Raw genomic sequence first — 19,822 nt, 5'->3', positions numbered from 1 at the left:
CCTGGTGGTGTGGTGGAAGAAAGCGAAAAATATGCGGGCGTGTCTTACACACCCAGCAATTCGTTGAGCACGGACATCTTTTCTTCAAGCTCGGAGGCCCCGAACTTCTCGACGATGCGGCCATGCTCCATCACGTAAAACCGGTCGGCCAGCGGCGCGGCGAAGCGGAAGTTCTGCTCCACCATGACCACGGTGTAGCCTTTTTCGCGCAGCATCATGATCATTCGCGCGAGCGCCTGCACGATGACGGGAGCGAGGCCTTCGGAGATCTCGTCGAGCAGCAATAGGTTGGCCCCCGTGCGCAGGATGCGCGCGACCGCCAGCATCTGCTGCTCGCCGCCGGACAGGCGCGTGCCCTGGCTGTTCCTGCGTTCTGCCAGGTTGGGGAACATGGCGTAGATTTCCTGCACCGACATGCCGGCCGTGCCGGTCTTGAGCGCTGGCGGCAGCAGCAGGTTTTCTTCGCACGAGAGGCTGGAGAAGATGCCCCGCTCTTCCGGGCAGTAGCCCACGCCCAGGTGCGCAATGCGGTGTGTGGGCATGTTGATGGTTTCCACGCCGTTGATCTTGACCGAGCCTTTGCGCGAGCCGGTCAGGCCCATGATGGCGCGCATGGTGGTGGTGCGGCCGGCGCCGTTGCGACCCAGCAGGGTGACCACTTCGCCGGGCTGCACGACGATGTCCACGCCATGGAGCACGTGCGATTCACCGTACCAGGCTTCGAGGTTCCTGATTTCCAGGGCAGGGGTCTTGGATGCAGTCGTCGCCATCTCAGTGGGCTCCCTGCAGTTGGCCGTCGGTCGTGCCCATGTAGGCTTCCATGACTTGGGGGTTGTTGGACACTTCTGCGTACGGGCCTTCTGCGAGCACCGCGCCGCGCTGCAGCACGGTGATGCGGTCAGCAATGGTGGAGACGACTTTCATGTTGTGCTCGACCATCAGGATGGTGCGGCCTGCAGAGACTTTCTTGATGAGCTGGGTGACGCGGTCCACGTCTTCGTGGCCCATGCCCTGGGTAGGCTCGTCCAGCAGCATGAGTTCAGGCTCCATGGAGAGCGTGGTGGCAATTTCCAGGGCACGCTTTCTGCCGTAGGGCAGGTTCACCGTGACCTCGTCGGCCAGGTCTTCAAGCCCCACTTCCGTGAGCAACTGCATGGCCCGGTCGTCCAGCTGGCGCAGGGTGCGTTCGCTGCGCCAGAAGTGAAACGATGTGCCCAGCTTGCGCTGCAGGCCCAGCCGTACGTTCTCCATCAGCGTGAGGTGCGGGAACACTGCGGAGATCTGGAACGAGCGAATCACACCACGGCGGGCAATCTGCGCAGGTTGCTCGCGTGTGATGTCGTGGCCGTTGAAACGGATGGTGCCCGAGGTTGGCTCCAGGAACTTGGTCAGCAGGTTGAAGCAGGTGGTCTTGCCTGCACCGTTGGGGCCGATCAGCGCATGGATGGAACCCCGGCGCACGGCCAGGTTCACGTCGCTGACGGCGGTAAAGCCCTTGAACTCTTTGGTCAGGCTGTGGGTTTCAAGAATGACGTCGCTCATTGCGCCTGGGTCGCTCCGTAGGGTGCTGAGGAAAGAAGCCTTGTTCGGCAAGGTCTTCATGCGTGCGTTTTGATCGCAGTGAATGGTATGCCGCCACACCGGCACACATACTGGGACTAATGCCTATGTATAAACGCCTACACCCCGCCCCGTGCCCCCCGCAGTCCCACAGCGCTTGCTGGCAGGCGGGCCGAGATGTTTGCAGACTCTTGCTTTTTGCTGACATCCACGGTTGCCAGCACTCGCAAACTCCGGCGTGCCCTCATGGCCAGCGCCACCGGGCCCGCAGGCGTGGGTGCTCCACCCCGGCACGGGCCCTACACTGCCATTCATGGCACCCACCCCCACTACAACGCCCGCACGCGGCGCGCCCAGCTCCCTGACCGGGCTCCTGCCCTTCTTGCGACCTTACCGGGTGCGCATCGCTTTGTCATTGCTGTTTCTGGTGCTCGCGGCGCTGGCGACGCTGGCGTTCCCCCTGGCCCTGCGCAACCTGGTGGATGGCGGGTTGCTCAACGCGGAAAAAGGGGCGCAGACCATGGCGCTGCGCAATCATTTCGAAGCACTGTTCGTCGTGGCGGTCGCCCTGGGTGTTTTTTCGGCCGCGCGGTTTTACATGGTGAGCTGGCTCGGGGAGCGCGTCACTGCCGATCTGCGCCATGCGGTATATGCCCACGTGCTGCAGCAAAGCCCGCAGTTCTTTGAAACCACGCAGACGGGGGAAGTCCTCTCACGCCTCACCACCGACACGACGCTGGTGCAGTCAGTGGTGGGGGCGTCGCTATCGATGGGATTGCGCAATGCCGTGATGGGGGTGGGCGCACTGGCGATGCTGGTGTGGACCAATCCTTATGTCATGTCGGTGGTGTTGCTGGCCGTGGTGCTGGTGGTATTGCCAACGCTGTGGATCGGGCGCAGGGTGCGGCGCCTTTCTCGCGATAGCCAGGACCGTGTGGCGGACTCCAGCGCCATTGCTGCCGAGGTGCTCAATGCCGTACCCGTGGTGCAAAGTTACACGGCCGAGACGCGCGAGTCCGCACGCTTCAGGCAGGCTACCGAAAACGCGTTCCAGGTCGCGGTCAAGCGCACCCGCGCCCGGGCCTTGCTCGTGGCCTTCATCATCATCGCCAACGCTGCCCTGTTGCTCTGGGGGCTATACCAAGGCACGGAGGCCGTACTCGCGGGCAAGATGACGGCCGGACATCTCGGGCAGACGGTGGTTTACGTGATTTTGCTGGCCGGCGCTGTGGCGGTGCTGGGCGAAGTCTATGGTGACCTGCTGCGGGCAGCCGGGGCCACGGAGCGGCTGATGGAACTGCTGGGCACGCAGTCGCCCGTGACAGACCCTGCCACACCACAAGATCTGCCCTTGTCGGATCGGGGCCTGGACGTGGAGTTCGAAAATGTCCAGTTCTTCTACCCCTCGCGCCCCGACCAACCCGCGCTGCAGAACTTTTCGCTGCACCTTGCACCGGGCGAAACGGTTGCATTGGTGGGCGCAAGCGGCGCAGGCAAAACCACGGTGTTCCAGCTGCTGCAGCGCTTCTACGACGTGGGAGCGGGCGCGCAGGGCCCAGCCCAGGGCGTGATCCGGCTCAACGGCGTGGACATCCGCCACCTGCGGCTGGAGACCCTGCGGTCGTGCACAGGGACGGTGCCGCAGGACGCTGTGATCTTCTCGGCATCGGCAATGGACAACATCCGCTACGGCCGCCCCGAGGCAACGGACGCAGAAGTCATCGCGGCCACCCGGGCCGCGTTTGCACACGACTTCATCACCGCCCTGCCCGAGGGCTATGCCACGTTTCTGGGTGAGCGGGGCGTGCGGTTGTCTGGCGGCCAGCGGCAGCGCATTGCCATTGCCCGCGCCATGCTCAAGAACCCGCCCCTGCTGCTGCTGGACGAGGCCACCAGCGCACTGGACGCCGAAAGCGAACGCATGGTGCAGGCCGCGCTGGACACCGCCATGCAGCGCCATACGGGCCGCCGCACCACGCTGGTCATTGCACACCGGCTGGCGACGGTGCAAAACGCCGACCGCATCGTGGTGCTGGAACACGGACGTATCGTGGAGCAAGGCACTCACACGGCGCTGATGGCGCAAGGCGGCGTCTACGCACGGCTTGCGGCACTGCAGTTCACGGTTTGATCGGGTGGGCGAGGGATGGCCCAGCTAACCGCCCCGCTGCGGCCAACCAGCGCCGAGAAACAATTCAAAGCCCTCAAGAATGCTATTGAGCTTATAGCTGCCAGCGCTTATCCCATAAGCGCTAGAGCCGGAAAACACCAATATTCCGATTGCCCAGCGAGCAGCCTCACTGAAGGGTCTCTTTGGCCGCCAAAGGTAGCGGCAAGGGCACTACGGCGATGCCCTCCTCCACCAACTCCATCGCCTCATCGGGCGTGGCCTGGCCGCGTATGGCGCGCTCTTGCACCTCCCCGTGGTGGATGCGTCTGGCCTCTTGCGCAAACTGCGCGCCAACGTCCTCGGTCTTGGCGATGATCTGGCGCGCCAGCTGCAGCCACGCAGCCTGTAAAGCGGGGGGCAGGACGGTAGCATCCGTGGGCGCGTGACCAACTGTGAGCGCATCAGAAGGTTGCGCGGGCGCTGCCGCAGGGGCATGCGGCTCCCGGGCGCCGAGGTTCAGGCGGGGCGCACTCAGGCGCTTTTCAATGTGGTCGTCTGCACAGAGCGGACACTGCACCAGACCCCGGCTCCGTTGGCCCTGAAAATCATCTTCCGACGCAAACCAGCCTTCAAAGACGTGGCCCTGTCGGCATTGCAGGTCAAGCACCTTCATGGCTGGATAGTGCGGCCGAGCCGGTCGTCAACCGTGGCGCCGCAGCAGGTAACGGTAAACAAACCCCGGAAAGGCCAGCGTGAGAAACAGCGTGCCGGTGACGGCATAGAACTCCCACCCCTGGGGTGCGATCTGCCCGGCCCTGCGCTCCAGGAGCAGCGCCAGGCCACCCACCAGAAAGTACAGCAGCACGAGTTCTGCAAGTCGCCCGATCAGGGGTTTGCGCCCCGCAGCCTCAGGCCCGACGACCAGCCAGCGATGATTCAGAAACGGCAGGTTGGCGGCGATGAAAGCCGCAACGATGACCAGCCAGACGGACGCCGTGATAGACACTGAGCCAACGAACGCAAAGCGCCGTTCAGGTTGCCAGTGCGCGCACGACGGCATCCGCACAGAGTGCCATCAGGCCACCGGGCAGGAGGCCCAGCACCAGCACCAAGGCGGCGTTGAGCGTGAGCACCACACGCACATCCACGGGAGCGGAGACACTCGAAGCGGTCAGCGGAGCATCAAAGTACATGACCTTGACCACGCGCAGGTAGTAGAAGGCACCGATGAGCGACATGATCACCGCAAACACGGCCATGGCAATGTACAGGGTCTGGCCCGAGGCCACCAGGGCCTGGAGTACCGCCAGCTTTGCGTAGAACCCCACCAGCGGCGGAATCCCGGCCATCGAGAACAGGCAGACCGCCATCACGCCGGCGTACAGGGGGCTGCGCTGGTTGAGGCCCGCGAAGTCTGAAATCTCTTCGCTTTCAAAGCCTTCACGTGCCAGCAGGAGGATGACACCGAATGCAGCCAGCGTGGTGAGCACATAAGTGACCACATAGAACATGGAGGCACTGTAGGCATTCTCGACCGCCGTTGCATCGACATTGCCGTTGATCACGCCGGACATCAGGCCGAGCAACACGAAACCCATCTGCGAAATCGTCGAGTACGCCAGCATGCGTTTCAGATTGGTCTGTGCAATGGCCGCAAGATTGCCCACCAGTAGCGAGCCAATGGCGAGCACCGCAAGCATCTGCTGCCAGTCAATGGCCAACGGGAGCAGACCATCCACCAGAAGCCGGATGGTGATGGCAAAGGCAGCCAGCTTCGGAGCGCCACCGATCATCAAGGTCACGGCCGTCGGCGCACCCTGGTACACGTCCGGAATCCACATGTGAAATGGCACAACACCCAGCTTGAAGGCCAGGCCGGCCACCACGAACACCAGGCCGAACACCAGCACCTGGTGGCGGATTTGTCCGGCGTTCACTGCCTTGAAGACCTGGCCGATGTCTAGCGATCCTGTCGCGCCATAGACCATCGACAAGCCGTACAGCAGGAAGCCGCTGGCCATGGCGCCGAGCACGAAATACTTCATGGCAGCTTCGGTCGAGGTGGCGTTATCGCGGCGCAGGGCCACCAGGGCGTAGCTGGAAAGCGTCAGCAATTCCAGGCCCAGATAAATCACCAGGAAGTTGTTGCCCGAGATCATGATGAACATGCCCAGGAGCGCAAACATCGACAAGGTGAACATCTCACCGCCGCGCAACATGTCGCGGTCTGCCGCATAGGGGCGCCCGTAGACCAGCGTGATCATCATGGCCACCGTGGCAAAGCACTTGAGCCAGTTGCCCATGGCATCACTTACCACCATGTTGCCAAAGCCGTAGAACGTGTTGCCGCTGCTGGCATACATGGCTTGCAGCGCTGCAACCACTGCCAGCGTGAGCATGGTCAACACGTAGGTGCCTGTACGGCGCGCGCTGTGCACACCCAGATCGACCAGCGCAATCACGCAGGCCATGGTCAACAGCACGATTTCGGGATAAATCGCGAGCCAGCTGATGTTGTCAATCATCTTCTTGAATCTCTTAGTTCAGCTTGGACAGCGCAACGTGCTTGAGCAGTTCCGCCACCGAGGTGTCCATCACGTCCGTGAACGGACGGGGATACAGGCCCATGGCCAGTACGGCAATGCCCAGCAGGGCCAGCACCAGGAATTCGCGGCTGTCGATATCTGTCAGCGCCTTCACGTTCTCGTTGCCCACAGGCCCCAGGTACACGCGCTTGAACATCCACAGCGTGTACGCTGCGCCAAAGATCAGCGCGGTGGCAGCCGCCAGGCCAATCCAGAAGTTGGCCTTGACGGCGCCGAGGATCACCATCCACTCGCCCACAAAGCCGGCAGTTCCTGGCAGGCCGCAGTTGGCCATCGCAAACAGCAGCGCAAAGGCCGTGAAGTTGGGCATGGTGTTGACCACACCGCCGTAAGCGGCGATTTCACGCGAATGCACGCGGTCATACAGCACGCCAATGGACAGGAACATCGCGCCAGAGACAAAGCCGTGGGCAATCATCTGCACCAGACCGCCAGACACGCCCAGATCGTTGAAGATAAAGAAGCCCAGCGTCACGAAGCCCATGTGCGCCACGGACGAATACGCCACCAGCTTCTTCATGTCCTTCTGGACCATGGCCACCAAGCCCACATAGATCACGGCAATCAGCGACAGGGCAATCATCAGCCAGGCCCACTCGCGCGATGCATCGGGGGCGATGGGCATGGAAAAACGCAGGAAGCCATAGGCCCCCAGCTTCAGCATGATGGCGGCCAGCACGGCGGAGCCGCCGGTGGGCGCCTCCACATGCACGTCGGGCAGCCACGTGTGCACCGGCCACATGGGCACCTTCACGGCAAATGCAGCAAAAAAGGCAAAGAACAGCAAGGTCTGCGCCGTACGGCTCAGCGGCAACTGGTGCCATGTTGCGATGTCGAAGCTGCCACCCGACTGGTTGTACAAAAAGATGAGCGCGATCAGCATCAACAGCGAACCGAGCAGCGTATACAGGAAGAACTTGAACGCCGCGTAGATCTTGTTGGGGCCACCCCAGATGCCGATGATCAGGTACATCGGGATCAGCGTGGCTTCGAAGAACACATAGAACAGCATGCCGTCCAGTGCGGTGAACACGCCAATCATCAGGCCGGACAGGATCAGGAACGCGCCCATGTACTGGTTGACGCGCTCGGTAATGGACTCCCAGGAAGCCATCACCACGATGACGGTGATAAACGCCGTCAGCGGCACGAACCAGAACGAAATGCCATCCACCCCCAGGTGGTAATGCACGTTGAAACGTTCGATCCAGGCAGCCTTCTCGACAAACTGCATCGCCGCCGTTCCCAGCTGGAAGCCGTCGTAAAGCGGCAGTGTCACCAGAAAGCCAATCATGGCACCCACCAGCGCCAGCCACCGCACGGCGCGGGCATGTTCATCCCGCCCGACAGCCAGCAGCAGCACACCAAAGGCAATCGGCGTCCAGATTGCAAGACTCAACAGACCCATTTGTTGTTTTCCTTATTTGATGAGCTGCAGGAGAGCATCGCCCCAGACAAACCAGGTCATCAGAGCGAAGACACCCAGGATCATCACCAGCGCGTAGTGAAAGATAAAACCCGACTGCATCCAGCGCACGATGCCGGAAACCCCACGCACCAACTTCCAAGAGCCGTTCACGAGAGCGCCGTCGATGATGGCCTGGTCGCCGACCTTCCAGAGGCCCACACCCAGCATGCGTGCCCCACGGGCAAGGACGTTCTCGTTGATCCAGTCCATGTAGTACTTGTTCTCCAGCAGCGTATACAACGGCTGAACGCGTGCCTTGATCGCGGCCGGCAACGCAGGATTCACCATGTACATGTAGTACGAGGCTGCCACACCTGCCAGTGCGAGCCAGAACGGCGCCGTTTGCAGCCCATGCAGTGCCATGCCCACCGGACCGTGGAAGATTTCTGCCAGCTTCGCCATGGCCGGGTGCTTGGCTGCGTCGACAAAAATGACGTCCTTGAAAAAGTCGCCAAACAGCATGGGCTGGATGAACATGAAGCCCACGACTACCGACGGTATGGCCAAAAGCACCAGCGGCACCGTCACCACCCAGGGGGATTCATGCGGCTTGGCATCATGCCCGTGGTGATCGTCATGACCATGATGGTCGTGGTGGTGCGCATCCGGGTTCTGGTCGTAGCGCTCCTTGCCATGGAAGACCAGGAAGTACATGCGGAACGAGTAGAACGCCGTGATGAAAACGCCCGCCAGCACCGCGAAGTGCGCAAACCCGGCCGCGGGCAGCTGGCTGAAATGCACTGCCTCGATGATGCTGTCCTTGGAGTAGAAACCCGAGAACAGCGGTGTTCCGATCAATGCCAGCGAGCCCAGCAGCGAGGTGATCCAGGTGATGGGCATGTACTTGCGCACGCCACCCATCCAGCGGATGTCCTGGTTATGGTGCATGCCCATGATGACCGAGCCGGCCCCGAGAAACAGCAGCGCCTTGAAGAACGCGTGGGTCATCAGGTGGAACACGGCCACCGAGTACGCCGAAGCCCCCAGCGCCACGGTCATGTAGCCCAGCTGCGAGAGCGTGGAATAGGCCACCACGCGTTTGATGTCGTTCTGGATGATGCCCAGGAAACCCATGAACAGCGCCGTGATGGCACCGATCACAAGAATGAAGTTCAACGCTGTATCAGACAGTTCAAACAGTGGCGACATGCGTGCCACCATGAAGATGCCCGCCGTCACCATGGTGGCCGCGTGGATCAGCGCCGAAATGGGGGTGGGACCTTCCATCGAATCGGGCAACCACACGTGCAACGGGAACTGAGCCGACTTGCCCATGGCACCGATGAAAAGGCAAATGCAGATGACGGTGATCAGCATCCAGTCAGTGCCAGGGAAAGCCAGACCACCCAGCTCACCTGTCTTTGCAAACACTTCGCCGTAGTTGAGCGTGCCAGCGTAGGCGGCAATCAGGCCAATGCCCAGGATAAAACCGAAGTCCCCCACCCGGTTGACCAGGAACGCCTTCATGTTGGCGAAGATGGCCGACGGCTTGTTGAACCAGAAGCCAATCAGCAGGTACGAAACCAAGCCCACGGCTTCCCAACCGAAGAACAGCTGCAGCAGGTTATTGCTCATGACCAGCATGAGCATCGAGAACGTGAACAACGAGATGTAGGCAAAGAAACGGTTATAGCCGTCATCCTCTTCCATGTAGCCAATGGTGTAGATATGCACCATGAGGGACACGAAAGTCACCACAACCATCATCATGGCCGTGAGGCTGTCCACCAGGAAACCAACTTCCATCTTGAGACCACCTACGACCATCCAGGTGTAAAGCGTCTCGTTGAACCGGGCACCATCGACCGCAACGCTCTTGAGCGTCATCGCCGACAGCACGAATGCCACAAACACGCCCAGAATCGTCAGGGTATGGCTCAGGCGGCGGCCAATCCAGTTACCACCAAAGGTCGTACCAAAGATGCCGGCCAGCAAAGCGCCCGCAAGCGGTGCCAGCGGCACGGCCAGGAGCGTTGAAGCAGAGAGGGTTTGACTCATTCTTGAGAACCTTGGGAATACGGGGACACCATCAACCCTTGAGGGTGTTGAGGTCTTCCGCGTTGATGCTGGACTTGTTGCGGAACAGCAGTACCAGAATGGCCAGGCCAATGGCCGACTCGGCTGCCGCCACGGTCAGGATGAAGAACACGAACACCTGGCCGTGCATATCGCCCAGATAGTGCGAAAAGGCGACGAAGTTCATGTTCACGGCCAAAAGCATCAATTCGATGGCCATCAGCAGCACGATCAGGTTCTTGCGGTTCAGGAAAATCCCGATCACCGCCAGCGCGAACAGCATCGCACCCAGCGAGAGAAAGTGTCCCAGCGTCAGCGTCATGCTTTTTTCTCCTCAGCGGCAGGCGCGGTCGGCGCTTCGTCCACCGGCTTTTGCGTAACGGCGACCTTCACCACTTCCAGCCGGTCCGCAGCACGGACGCGGATCTGCGCAGCGGGGTTGATGGCCTTGCTGTCCTTGCGCTGACGAAGAGTCAACGCAATGGCTGCAATCATCGCCACCAGCAGGATCACCGCCGCAATTTCAACGGGGTAGAGATACTCGGTGTACAGCAGGATGCCCAGCGCCTTCGTGTTCGAATAGGGAACCACTTGTCCTGCGGCGTTCACCATCGTTGCGACCGCCTTTGGTTCGTCCATGCCCCGAAAACCACCCATCAGCACCGCAGCCATTTCCAGGGCAATCAGCGCGCCCACTGTGGCTGCCAGGGGAAAATGCTTCCAGAAACCCTTGCGCACCGTGTCCACATGGATGTCCAGCATCATCACGACGAACAGGAACAGCACCATCACCGCGCCCAGGTACACAAGCACCAGGGCAATGGCCAAAAACTCGGCTTTGAGCAACAGCCATACGGCCGAAGCTTGCGAAAACGCGAGAATGAGATAGAGCACAGCGTGCACCGGATTGCGCGCGGTGATCACCCGGAAGGCCGCAAACAGCAGCACGACCGAGAAGAGGTAGAAGAAACCAGTCTTGGCGTCCATGAATCGGGTCTTTATAGAAAGTCTGGCAAAACAGGCTGCACCGGGCACCGCTTAGCGGTACTTGGCGTCCGCAGCCTTGGCTGCCGCAATTTCACCTTCGTACCGGTCGCCTACGGCCAGGAGCATGTCCTTCGTGAAATACAGATCGCCGCGCTTTTCGCCGTGGTATTCGAAGATATGGGTCTCCACAATCGAATCCACCGGGCAGCTCTCCTCGCAGAAACCGCAAAAAATGCACTTGGTCAGGTCGATGTCGTAGCGTGTGGTACGGCGCGATCCATCTGAACGTACATCCGACTCAATGGTGATGGCCATCGCCGGGCACACAGCCTCGCAAAGTTTGCAGGCAATGCACCGCTCTTCACCGTTGTCATAACGGCGCAACGCGTGCAGGCCACGGAAACGGGGAGACAAGGGCGTCTTCTCTTCCGGGAACTGGACGGTCACCTTGCGGCGAAAAGCGTAGCGACCCGTAAGGGCCATGCCCTTGAGTAACTCCACGAGCATGAAGCTCTTGAAGAAATCCTTGATCGAAAAAGGTGCAGCAGCAGCAACAGCAGTCATTTGTGTCCCCGCTTATTTCCAGATATTCCAAGGCGAGAGCAACCACCCGCCGACAAACAACAAATACACCAGCGTGACTGGAATAAAGATCTTCCAGCCCAGACGCATGATCTGGTCATAGCGGAACCGCGGGAAGGTAGCCCGGATCCAGATGAACATCGAGACCACTAGGAAGGTCTTGATCCCCAACCAGATCCACCCTGGAATCCAGTTGAACAGCGCGCTGTCGATGGGGGGCAACCAGCCGCCGAGAAACATCAGTGCAGCCAGTATCGAAACAAGCCACATGCTGGCGTACTCGGCCAGGAAGAAGATCGCAAAGCCCATGCCGGAATACTCCACCATGTGCCCGGCCACAATTTCTGCCTCACCTTCCACCACGTCAAAGGGATGGCGGTTGGTTTCTGCCACACCCGAAATCAGGTAGACCAGAAAGATGGGCAACAACGGGAGCCAGTTCCAGGACAGGAAAGTCAGGCCTTTGTCTGCAGCCATGCCACGACCCTGCCCCATCACGATCTCGGTGAGATTCATGCTGCCGGAGACCATGATCACGACCAGGAAACAGAAACCCATGGCAATTTCGTAACTCACCATCTGAGCGGAAGCTCGCAGGGCACCCAGGAACGCATATTTGGAGTTCGAGGCCCAGCCCGCAATGATCACACCGTACACCTCGATCGAGGTGATGGCCATCACCAGCAGCAAGCCTGCGTTGACGTTTGCCAGCGCGACGTCCGGGCCGAACGGGATCGCCACCCAGGCAGCCAGCGCCGGCATGATAGCCATGACAGGGCCCAGCACAAACAGCCCTTTGCTGGCGGCCGTGGGCTGGATGATTTCCTTTGTCAGCAATTTCAGCGCATCGGCAATAGGCTGCAGCAATCCCAAGGGGCCCACGCGATTGGGGCCGTGGCGAACCTGCATGAAGCCCAGGAGCTTGCGTTCCCAAAGCGTGAGATAGGCCACCGCACCCATCAGCGGCGCCAGAATACACACGATCTTGATGAGAATCCAGAGTACCGGCCACACCACGCCAGTCCACCAGCCAAAGGAAAGCAGGTTCAGGCCTGCGTTGTAAATCGCGTCGATCATGCGGCCACTCCTTCACGAGCGCTGCGGGCGTCAGCAGTGAGCTGCAAGGACGCGGAACGGCGCACCAGGCTGTCCAGTTGATAGATGGATGCGACCACCGGCTCGCCAACCGCTGCGGCTCCGGTGGTGGAGACCGCCTTCACCACATTGGACAGCTGGTCAGCCGACAGCTGCGTGATCGTGCCTGCAGGAGCATTTGTGGCACGGGCCAGCACATCCTGCGAGGTTTCAAAGTCAAAGCCCGGCACATCCAGCAGATTGGCCAGAACACGCAGAACCTTCCATGCAGGACGGGTGTCACCCAGAGGACGTACCACGGCGTGGAAACTTTGCAGTCGGCCTTCGGCGTTGACAAAGCTGCCGGAGGTTTCCGTGAACGGGGCAATTGGCAACAGAACGTCACTGAACTCCATGTTGGCCTTGAAGGGGCTCAACGTGACCACCATCTCTGCACCAGCCAGGGCGGTTGCAGCCTTCGCGCCCGCAGCCGAATCATGAACTGGCTCGGTGTTGAGCAGCACCGCGGCCTTCAAACCACCGGAGAGCATTTGAGCCGCATTCAGACCACCGCCGACGGGATGGGCACCTACAAACTGCGCACCCACCGTGTTGGCAGCTTCCGTGAGGTAACCCACGCTCGCGCCGGTGTTCTCAGCAATCCAGTTGGCAAGTGCCAGCAGCTGACTGGCTTGCGCATGGTGTGCAGCGGCATTGCCCAGCAGCACAGCCTTGCGCTCACCACCGAGCAGGGAGCGGGCGATGGCCTGGGTTGCATCGCTGGCAGCAGCCGCGCCTTGAGGTGCGGCAACGCCTTTCTCCTGGGCCACGGCGGACGCAATGCCACCCAAGATTTGCACCCATTGCGCAGCGCCTTGCGCCACGAAAGATTGAACGGGCATGGCCCAATCGTGAGTCACCGATGCGATGGCGCTTACCTGGCAGCCATGGCGGGCAGCCTGACGGATGCGCTGGGCAAACAATGGATGGTCTTTGCGCAGATTGGAGCCCACCACCAGCACGCGTTGCAGCGTGGACAGCGAAGCGATGGACGTACCCAGCCAGCGGATTCCCTCCGGCGCCGCGAACTCCGCATTGCGCAGGCGGTAGTCGATGTTGTCGCCGCCGAGGCCACGTACCAGCGCTGCCGCCAGGTACAGTTCCTCCAGCGTGCTGTGCGGACTGACCAATGCCCCAATACTGCTCGCGCCATGGTCATGCTTGATGTTCTTGAGACCGTTGGCCACATACTCCAACGCGGTCTGCCAGTCCACTTCCTTCCACGCCCCGCCCTGCTTGAGCATGGGCCGGGTCAGGCGCTCGTCGCTGCTGAGCGCCTCATAGGAAAAACGGTCGCGGTCGGCAATCCAGCATTCATTGACGGCCTCGTTCTCGAACGGCACAACACGCATGACCTTGTGGTTCTTGACCTGAACAATCAGGTTGGCGCCGGTGGAGTCATGTGGGCTTACCGAGCGACGGCGCGACAGCTCCCAGGTGCGGGCGCTGTAGCGGAAAGGCTTGCTGGTCAGCGCACCGACCGGGCAGATGTCGATCATGTTGCCCGACAGCTCCGAGTCCACCGTGTCGCCGGTGACCGTGGTGATTTCAGAATGCTCGCCACGATGGATCATGCCGAGCTCCATCACGCCCGCCACTTCCTGGCCGAAGCGAACGCAGCGGGTGCAGTGGATGCAGCGGCTCATCTCCTCCATGGAGATCAGCGGGCCCACGTCCTTGTGGAACACCACGCGCTTTTCTTCCTCATAACGCGAGGAAGAGCCCCCATAGCCCACAGCCAGATCCTGCAGCTGGCACTCGCCCCCCTGGTCGCAGATAGGGCAATCCAGAGGGTGGTTGATGAGCAAAAACTCCATGACCGACTGCTGCGCCTTGATGGCTTTGTCGCTCTTGGTGCGCACGATCATTCCCTGCGTGACCGGCGTGGCACAGGCAGGCATGGGCTTAGGAGCTTTCTCAACATCCACCAGGCACATGCGGCAATTGGCGGCGATCGAAAGTTTCTTGTGGTAGCAGAAATGCGGAATGTAAGTGCCTGCCTTCTCGGCTGCATGCATCACCATGCAGCCTTCGGCGACTTCCACTTTCTGACCGTCCAGTTCAATTTCAACCATATGTTCTCTCGCGATCAGACGGAGGTCGCGGCTTGTGGAGCCTTGTTCCGGATCAGTGCCTCAAACTCGGGACGGAAGTGTTTGATCATGGCGCGCACGGGCATGGCGGCCGCATCACCCAGTGCACAAATGGTGCGGCCCTGGATGTTGTCCGCCACCGAGTTGAGCAGATCCAGGTCACCCTCACGTCCGTGGCCATGCTGGATCCGATCGATCACGCGCCACATCCAGCCCGTGCCTTCGCGGCAAGGCGTGCATTGGCCGCACGACTCGTGCGAATAAAAATACGACAGGCGCAACAGGCTCTCGACCATGCTGCGGGAGTCATCCATGACGATGACAGCGCCCGAGCCCAGCATGGAGCCGGCCTTGGCGATGGAGTCATAGTCCATCGTGCATTCCATGATGATGGATGCCGGCAGGACAGGGGCCGACGAACCACCAGGGATCACCGCCTTCAGCTGACGGCCTTTGCGCACGCCGCCTGCCAGTTCCAGCAGCTTGGCAAACGGGGTACCCAGTGGCACCTCATAGTTGCCTGGCTTTTCGACGTCGCCAGACACCGAGAAAATCTTGGTGCCGCCGTTGTTGGGCTTGCCGCACTCCAGATAAGCTGCACCGCCATTGCGGATGATCCAGGGCACAGCCGCAAAGGTTTCCGTATTGTTGATCGTGGTGGGCTTGCCATACAGGCCAAAGCTGGCCGGAAACGGCGGCTTGAAACGGGGCTGCCCCTTTTTGCCTTCCAGCGATTCGAGCAATGCAGTTTCTTCACCGCAAATGTAGGCACCAAAACCGTGGGCTGCGTGCAGCTGAAAGCTGAAGCTGCCACCCAGGATGTTGTCGCCCAGATAGCCCGCAGCACGTGCTTCTTCCAGTGCAGCCTCAAAACGTTCGTAGGTCTGGAAGATCTCGCCGTGGATGTAGTTGTAGCCCACAGAGATGCCCATCGCGTACGCAGCGATGATCATGCCTTCGATAACGATGTGCGGGTTGAACTGAAGGATGTCGCGGTCCTTGCAAGTCCCCGGCTCGCCTTCGTCGGAATTGCACACCAGATATTTCTGGCCGGGGAATGAGCGGGGCATGAAGCTCCACTTCAGGCCCGTGGGGAAGCCCGCACCGCCCCGACCACGCAAGCCGGATTCCTTCACTGTGGCAATAACCTGGTCCTGCGTCAGGCCCTCGCTACCATCTTTACCCAGGATGCGACGCAGCGCCTGATAGCCACCACGCGCTTCGTAATCCTTGATGCTCCAGTTACCCCCATTCAGGCTCGCATAGATCTGGGGATTGATATGGCGATCGTGGAAGCAGGTCTGGACGCCTGTAGCCTGGAACTGGGAGAGTATTTGTGTTGCCGTGGTCATCACTGGCCCTCCGCCGCCCGCAGGCCATCAACGAGCTGGTCGAGCTTGTCGTTGTCCATGAAGCTGCACATCGTGCGATCGTTCACCAACATCACCGGCGCATCGGCACAAGCCCCCAGGCATTCGCATTGCTGCAGGGTGAACAGGCCGTCAGGTGTGGTCTCACCCATCGACACACCCAGCTTCTTTTCCAGGTGATGCAATGCCTTCTGCCCGTCGCGCAACTGGCATGGCAGATTCGTACACACGTTGAGCTTGTACTTGCCCACCGGCTGCTGGTTGTACATGTTGTAGAACGTCGTGACCTCGTGCACAGCAATCTGGGGCATGCCCAGATACTCGGCAATCACCGCTTCGCTCTCAGCACTTACAAAACCCTGCTCCTGCTGCACGATCGACAGGCAGGCCATCACGGCAGACTGCTTTTGCTCGGCGGGGTATTTGGCCACTTCACGCGCAAATCGCGCACGGGTCGCTTCGGTAATCATCGGTCAATCTCTCCGAACACGATATCCATGGTGCCAATGATGGCTACGGCGTCCGCAATCATGTGGCCGCGTGCCATTTCGTCCAGCGTGGCCAGGTGCGCGAAACCCGGCGCACGGATCTTGAGGCGGTAAGGCTTGTTGGCACCGTCACTCACCAGGTAGATGCCAAACTCGCCCTTGGGGTGCTCCACTGCGGCATAGGCCTCACCCTCGGGCACGTGAAACCCTTCAGTGAAAAGCTTAAAGTGGTGGATCAACTCCTCCATGTTGGACTTCATGGATTCACGAGCGGGCGCAGCCACCTTGTGATTGTCAGTAATGACAGGACCCGGATTGGCCTTGAGCCAGTCCACACACTGCTTGATGATGCGATTGGATTCGCGCATTTCCTGCACACGCACCAGATAGCGGTCATAGCAATCGCCAGTCTTGCCGACGGGCACGTCGAAGTCCACACGGTCGTACACATCGTACGGCTGGGTCTTGCGCAGGTCCCAGGCGATTCCGGAACCACGGATCATGGGGCCGGTCATGCCCAGATTCAGTGCGCGCTCGGGCGGCACCACACCAATACCCACCGTGCGCTGCTTCCAGATGCGGTTGTCGGTCAGAAGAGTCTCGTATTCATCCACGCAGCCAGGGAAACGCTTGGTGAAGTCGTCGATGAAATCGAGCAGCGAACCCTGACGATTCTGGTTCATGGCCTCCAGGGCCTTAGCATTCTTGATCTTGCTGACCTTGTACTGCGGCATGCTGTCCGGCAGGTCGCGGTACACACCGCCCGGCCGGAAGTACGCCGCATGCATGCGCGCGCCGGAAACGGCTTCATACATGTCAAACAGGTCTTCACGTTCGCGGAAGGTGTAGATCAGGATGGTAGAGCTGCCGCAGTCGTTGCCGTGCGAACCGAGCCACATCAAGTGGTTGAGCAGCCGTGTGATCTCGGAGAACATCACACGGATGTACTGCGCCCGCAAGGGCACTTCCAGACCCAGCAGCTTCTCGATGGCCAGGCAATAGGCGTGCTCGTTGCACATCATCGAGACGTAGTCCAGCCGATCCATGTACGGCAGCGACTGGATGTAGGTCTTGTGCTCGGCCAGCTTTTCGGTGGCGCGGTGCAACAGGCCGATGTGCGGGTCGGCACGCTGCACGACTTCACCATCGAGCTCCAGCACCAGGCGCAGCACACCGTGCGCGGCAGGATGCTGCGGACCAAAGTTCAGGGAATAGTTCTTGATTTCAGCCATGGTGGTTCACATCGGACGCGAACGCCTCAGTGCAGGCCTCCGTATTTGTCTTCGCGAATGATGCGCGGCGTGATCTCACGCGGCTCGATCGATACCGGCTCATACACCACGCGGCGCAACTCGGCGTCATAGCGCATCTCGACATGGCCGGACAGCGGGAAATCCTTACGAAAGGGATGACCGATAAAGCCGTAATCGGTCAGGATGCGCCGCAGATCGTTGTGGCCGTCGAACACAATGCCAAACAGGTCAAACGCTTCGCGCTCGTACCAATTGGCGGAATTCCAAAGGTCGGAGACTGAATCCACCACTGGGAAATCATCATCGGCGCAGAACACCTTGACCCGCACGCGCTGGTTCAGACTCACAGACAAGAGGTGCGACACCACGCAGTAGCGAGCACCTTCGTGCACCGCATCAGCGTAGGCGGAATAGTCCACACCGCACAGATCGATCAACTGCTCAAAGCGGCAACCTTCTGCGTCACGCAAAACCCGCATCGTTTCGAGGTAGTCGGCAGCATCCACCACCAACGTGACCTCGTCCAGCGCCACCGTGATCTGACGCACCTTCTCACCCAGTGCAGCGGCGATGTTGTCCTTGAGTTTTTCAGGCCGAATGGCTACAGCAGTCATCATCAACCCTTCAGACGCGAGCAATGGTGTTGGTGCGGCGGATCTTCTGCTGCAACTGGATGATCCCGTAAATCAGCGCTTCCGCAGTGGGAGGGCATCCAGGCACATAGACATCCACCGGCACAATGCGATCGCACCCACGCACCACCGAATAGCTGTAGTGGTAGTAACCGCCCCCATTGGCACAAGAGCCCATGGACAGAACCCAACGCGGCTCGGACATCTGGTCATACACCTTGCGCAAAGCAGGCGCCATCTTGTTGCACAGCGTGCCGGCAACGATCATCAGGTCGGACTGGCGCGGACTTGCGCGAAAAACCTCGGCCCCGAAACGACCGATGTCGTAACGCGCAGCCGCGGCATGCATCATTTCCACAGCGCAGCAAGCCAAGCCGAACGTCATGGGCCACAAAGAGCCGGTCTTGGCCCAGTTCACCACCGAGTCGTAACTCGTGGTGATGAAGCCTTCCTTCATCACGCCTTCAATCATTGCATCATCCTTGTTGAGGCCCGCTCATTCCCAATCCAGCGCGCCCTTTTTCCACTCGTAGGCAAAACCCACCACCAGAACGGCCAGGAAAATCACGACAGCGACAAAACCGGCAACCCCCACCTCATGCAGCGCCACGGCCCAAGGGAAGAGGAAAGCGATTTCCAGATCGAACAATATGAACAGGATCGCCACAAGGTAGTAGCGCACATCAAATTTCATGCGCGCGTCCTCGAAGGCTTCAAAGCCACATTCGTAGGGGGAGTTCTTCGCGTCATCCGGGCGGTTGGGGCCCAGGATGTAACCAAGTACGAGGGGGACAACGCCAACGGCGATGCCGACCAAGATGAACAAAAGGACGGGGAGGTACTGATCGAGGTTCATCTTGAGGATGTGCTCACCGCTGTAGCCTTGCCCGTCAGGACCCGAGCCGGGTCATGCAGGCAGGCCTTTGTTTTGGTGCCGTCGGCGAGACTCGAACTCGCACAGCTTTCGCCACTACCCCCTCAAGATAGCGTGTCTACCAATTTCACCACGACGGCTGATTTGTGCATCTGGATGGCATGAGGAACCTTGCGGTTTTGGCTTTCCAGACAATCCAGGATTCTACTCCGGAAAAACCCTGCTTCGACTTCCGAAGCCCAATTTAGTGCAGATTATTTGGTGGGGATCTGCGCTGCACCCGATGCAGGCACAGCCGGGGGCACGACCGCGTCGGATGCAGACAACGCAGGCGCCCCTGCGGGTACTGCAGCGCCCGGAGCTTCCAGCACGCTGCCAGAGCTCGCAGGCCGCGCATTGCCGAAGTAAGCCAACGCCAGCGTGGCCACAAAAAACACTGCCGCAAGCACCGCTGTGGTGCGCGACAGGAAGTTGGCACTGCCGCTGGCCCCAAACAGGCTTCCGGAGCTACCGCTGCCAAACGCAGCTCCCATGTCAGCACCCTTGCCATGCTGGATCAGGATCAGGCCAATCATCACCAGGGCCGTAAGCATCTGCACAGCCAGCACCACATTCACGATCACGTTCATTCTCTGTTCACTCCTGATTG

The 19,822-nt window shown here is 60.3% G+C and carries 20 protein-coding genes and 1 tRNA gene; 1 reads left to right on the top strand and 20 read right to left on the bottom strand.

The window, feature by feature from the left end; all coding sequences use genetic code 11:
- Positions 1-44 precede the first annotated feature (44 nt).
- Positions 45-770, bottom strand: a complete 726-nt coding sequence (locus AAFF19_RS07765) for an ABC transporter ATP-binding protein (protein ID WP_008906359.1) — start codon at positions 768-770, stop codon at positions 45-47.
- 1 nt (position 771) lies between these two features.
- Positions 772-1,542: an ABC transporter ATP-binding protein gene (locus tag AAFF19_RS07760; RefSeq protein ID WP_008906358.1), complete on the bottom strand. Its 771-nt coding sequence runs from the start codon at positions 1,540-1,542 to the stop codon at positions 772-774.
- Between the two features lie 331 nt (positions 1,543-1,873).
- Here AAFF19_RS07760 and AAFF19_RS07755 point away from each other — a divergent pair, with 331 nt between their 5' ends.
- On the top strand, positions 1,874-3,691 hold the full coding sequence (locus tag AAFF19_RS07755) for an ABC transporter transmembrane domain-containing protein (protein ID WP_342721621.1): 1,818 nt from the start codon (positions 1,874-1,876) through the stop codon (positions 3,689-3,691).
- Between the two features lie 166 nt (positions 3,692-3,857).
- Here AAFF19_RS07755 and AAFF19_RS07750 read toward each other — a convergent pair whose 3' ends face one another.
- The 18 genes from AAFF19_RS07750 to secG all read right to left on the bottom strand — a co-directional run bounded on the left by AAFF19_RS07750 (position 3,858) and on the right by secG (position 19,802).
- Complete coding sequence (locus AAFF19_RS07750) at positions 3,858-4,343, bottom strand: DUF1178 family protein (protein ID WP_008906356.1); 486 nt, start codon at positions 4,341-4,343, stop codon at positions 3,858-3,860.
- A 27-nt stretch (positions 4,344-4,370) separates the two neighbouring features.
- Positions 4,371-4,676 carry a DUF2818 family protein gene (locus AAFF19_RS07745; RefSeq protein ID WP_034695246.1) on the bottom strand — a complete coding sequence of 102 codons (306 nt, stop codon included), beginning with the start codon at positions 4,674-4,676 and terminating at the stop codon, positions 4,371-4,373.
- Positions 4,677-4,701: 25 nt separating this feature from the next.
- Complete coding sequence (gene nuoN, locus AAFF19_RS07740; protein WP_342721620.1) at positions 4,702-6,195, bottom strand: NADH-quinone oxidoreductase subunit NuoN; 1,494 nt, start codon at positions 6,193-6,195, stop codon at positions 4,702-4,704.
- A 13-nt stretch (positions 6,196-6,208) separates the two neighbouring features.
- Positions 6,209-7,684, bottom strand: a complete 1,476-nt coding sequence (locus tag AAFF19_RS07735; protein WP_008906353.1) for an NADH-quinone oxidoreductase subunit M — start codon at positions 7,682-7,684, stop codon at positions 6,209-6,211.
- Positions 7,685-7,696: 12 nt separating this feature from the next.
- Positions 7,697-9,742, bottom strand: a complete 2,046-nt coding sequence (nuoL, locus tag AAFF19_RS07730) for an NADH-quinone oxidoreductase subunit L (protein WP_342721619.1) — start codon at positions 9,740-9,742, stop codon at positions 7,697-7,699.
- A 31-nt stretch (positions 9,743-9,773) separates the two neighbouring features.
- Positions 9,774-10,082: an NADH-quinone oxidoreductase subunit NuoK gene (gene nuoK / locus AAFF19_RS07725; RefSeq protein WP_005793248.1), complete on the bottom strand. Its 309-nt coding sequence runs from the start codon at positions 10,080-10,082 to the stop codon at positions 9,774-9,776.
- The gene (locus AAFF19_RS07720; RefSeq protein WP_182119483.1) at positions 10,079-10,747 is read right to left on the bottom strand and encodes an NADH-quinone oxidoreductase subunit J; all 669 of its coding nucleotides are present in this window, start codon (positions 10,745-10,747) and stop codon (positions 10,079-10,081) included. The genes nuoK and AAFF19_RS07720 overlap by 4 nt, the downstream gene beginning before the upstream one ends.
- A gap of 51 nt (positions 10,748-10,798) precedes the next feature.
- Positions 10,799-11,311, bottom strand: a complete 513-nt coding sequence (gene nuoI, locus AAFF19_RS07715; RefSeq protein ID WP_008906350.1) for an NADH-quinone oxidoreductase subunit NuoI — start codon at positions 11,309-11,311, stop codon at positions 10,799-10,801.
- 12 nt (positions 11,312-11,323) lie between these two features.
- Entirely contained in the window at positions 11,324-12,406 is a 1,083-nt protein-coding gene (gene nuoH, locus AAFF19_RS07710) for an NADH-quinone oxidoreductase subunit NuoH (protein ID WP_008906349.1), read from the bottom strand.
- A complete protein-coding gene (gene nuoG / locus AAFF19_RS07705; RefSeq protein ID WP_182119482.1) occupies positions 12,403-14,538 on the bottom strand; it encodes an NADH-quinone oxidoreductase subunit NuoG in 2,136 nt (711 codons plus the stop codon). Before nuoG ends, nuoH begins: the two co-directional genes overlap by 4 nt.
- Before the next feature lie 14 nt (positions 14,539-14,552).
- Positions 14,553-15,908, bottom strand: coding sequence for an NADH-quinone oxidoreductase subunit NuoF (gene nuoF / locus AAFF19_RS07700; RefSeq protein ID WP_182119481.1), 1,356 nt, complete (start codon positions 15,906-15,908; stop codon positions 14,553-14,555).
- Positions 15,908-16,396 (bottom strand): NADH-quinone oxidoreductase subunit NuoE, encoded by a 489-nt coding sequence (gene nuoE / locus AAFF19_RS07695; RefSeq protein ID WP_008906346.1) that lies wholly within the window; start codon positions 16,394-16,396, stop codon positions 15,908-15,910. Before nuoE ends, nuoF begins: the two co-directional genes overlap by 1 nt.
- On the bottom strand, positions 16,393-17,646 hold the full coding sequence (locus AAFF19_RS07690; RefSeq protein WP_182119480.1) for an NADH-quinone oxidoreductase subunit D: 1,254 nt from the start codon (positions 17,644-17,646) through the stop codon (positions 16,393-16,395). The genes nuoE and AAFF19_RS07690 overlap by 4 nt, the downstream gene beginning before the upstream one ends.
- 26 nt (positions 17,647-17,672) lie before the next feature.
- Entirely contained in the window at positions 17,673-18,281 is a 609-nt protein-coding gene (locus tag AAFF19_RS07685; protein ID WP_008906344.1) for an NADH-quinone oxidoreductase subunit C, read from the bottom strand.
- Between the two features lie 10 nt (positions 18,282-18,291).
- Positions 18,292-18,771, bottom strand: coding sequence for an NADH-quinone oxidoreductase subunit B (locus AAFF19_RS07680; protein WP_007849129.1), 480 nt, complete (start codon positions 18,769-18,771; stop codon positions 18,292-18,294).
- 24 nt (positions 18,772-18,795) lie between these two features.
- Positions 18,796-19,155, bottom strand: coding sequence for an NADH-quinone oxidoreductase subunit A (locus AAFF19_RS07675; protein ID WP_008906343.1), 360 nt, complete (start codon positions 19,153-19,155; stop codon positions 18,796-18,798).
- Between the two features lie 73 nt (positions 19,156-19,228).
- Positions 19,229-19,313 (bottom strand) — tRNA-Leu (locus tag AAFF19_RS07670).
- 114 nt (positions 19,314-19,427) lie between these two features.
- A complete protein-coding gene (gene secG, locus AAFF19_RS07665) occupies positions 19,428-19,802 on the bottom strand; it encodes a preprotein translocase subunit SecG (protein WP_008906342.1) in 375 nt (124 codons plus the stop codon).
- Positions 19,803-19,822 lie beyond the last annotated feature (20 nt).

The organism is Acidovorax sp. FHTAMBA (genome assembly GCF_038958875.1).
Taxonomy (GTDB): domain Bacteria; phylum Pseudomonadota; class Gammaproteobacteria; order Burkholderiales; family Burkholderiaceae_C; genus Acidovorax.
This window is presented reverse-complemented; position numbering and strand designations above follow the sequence as displayed.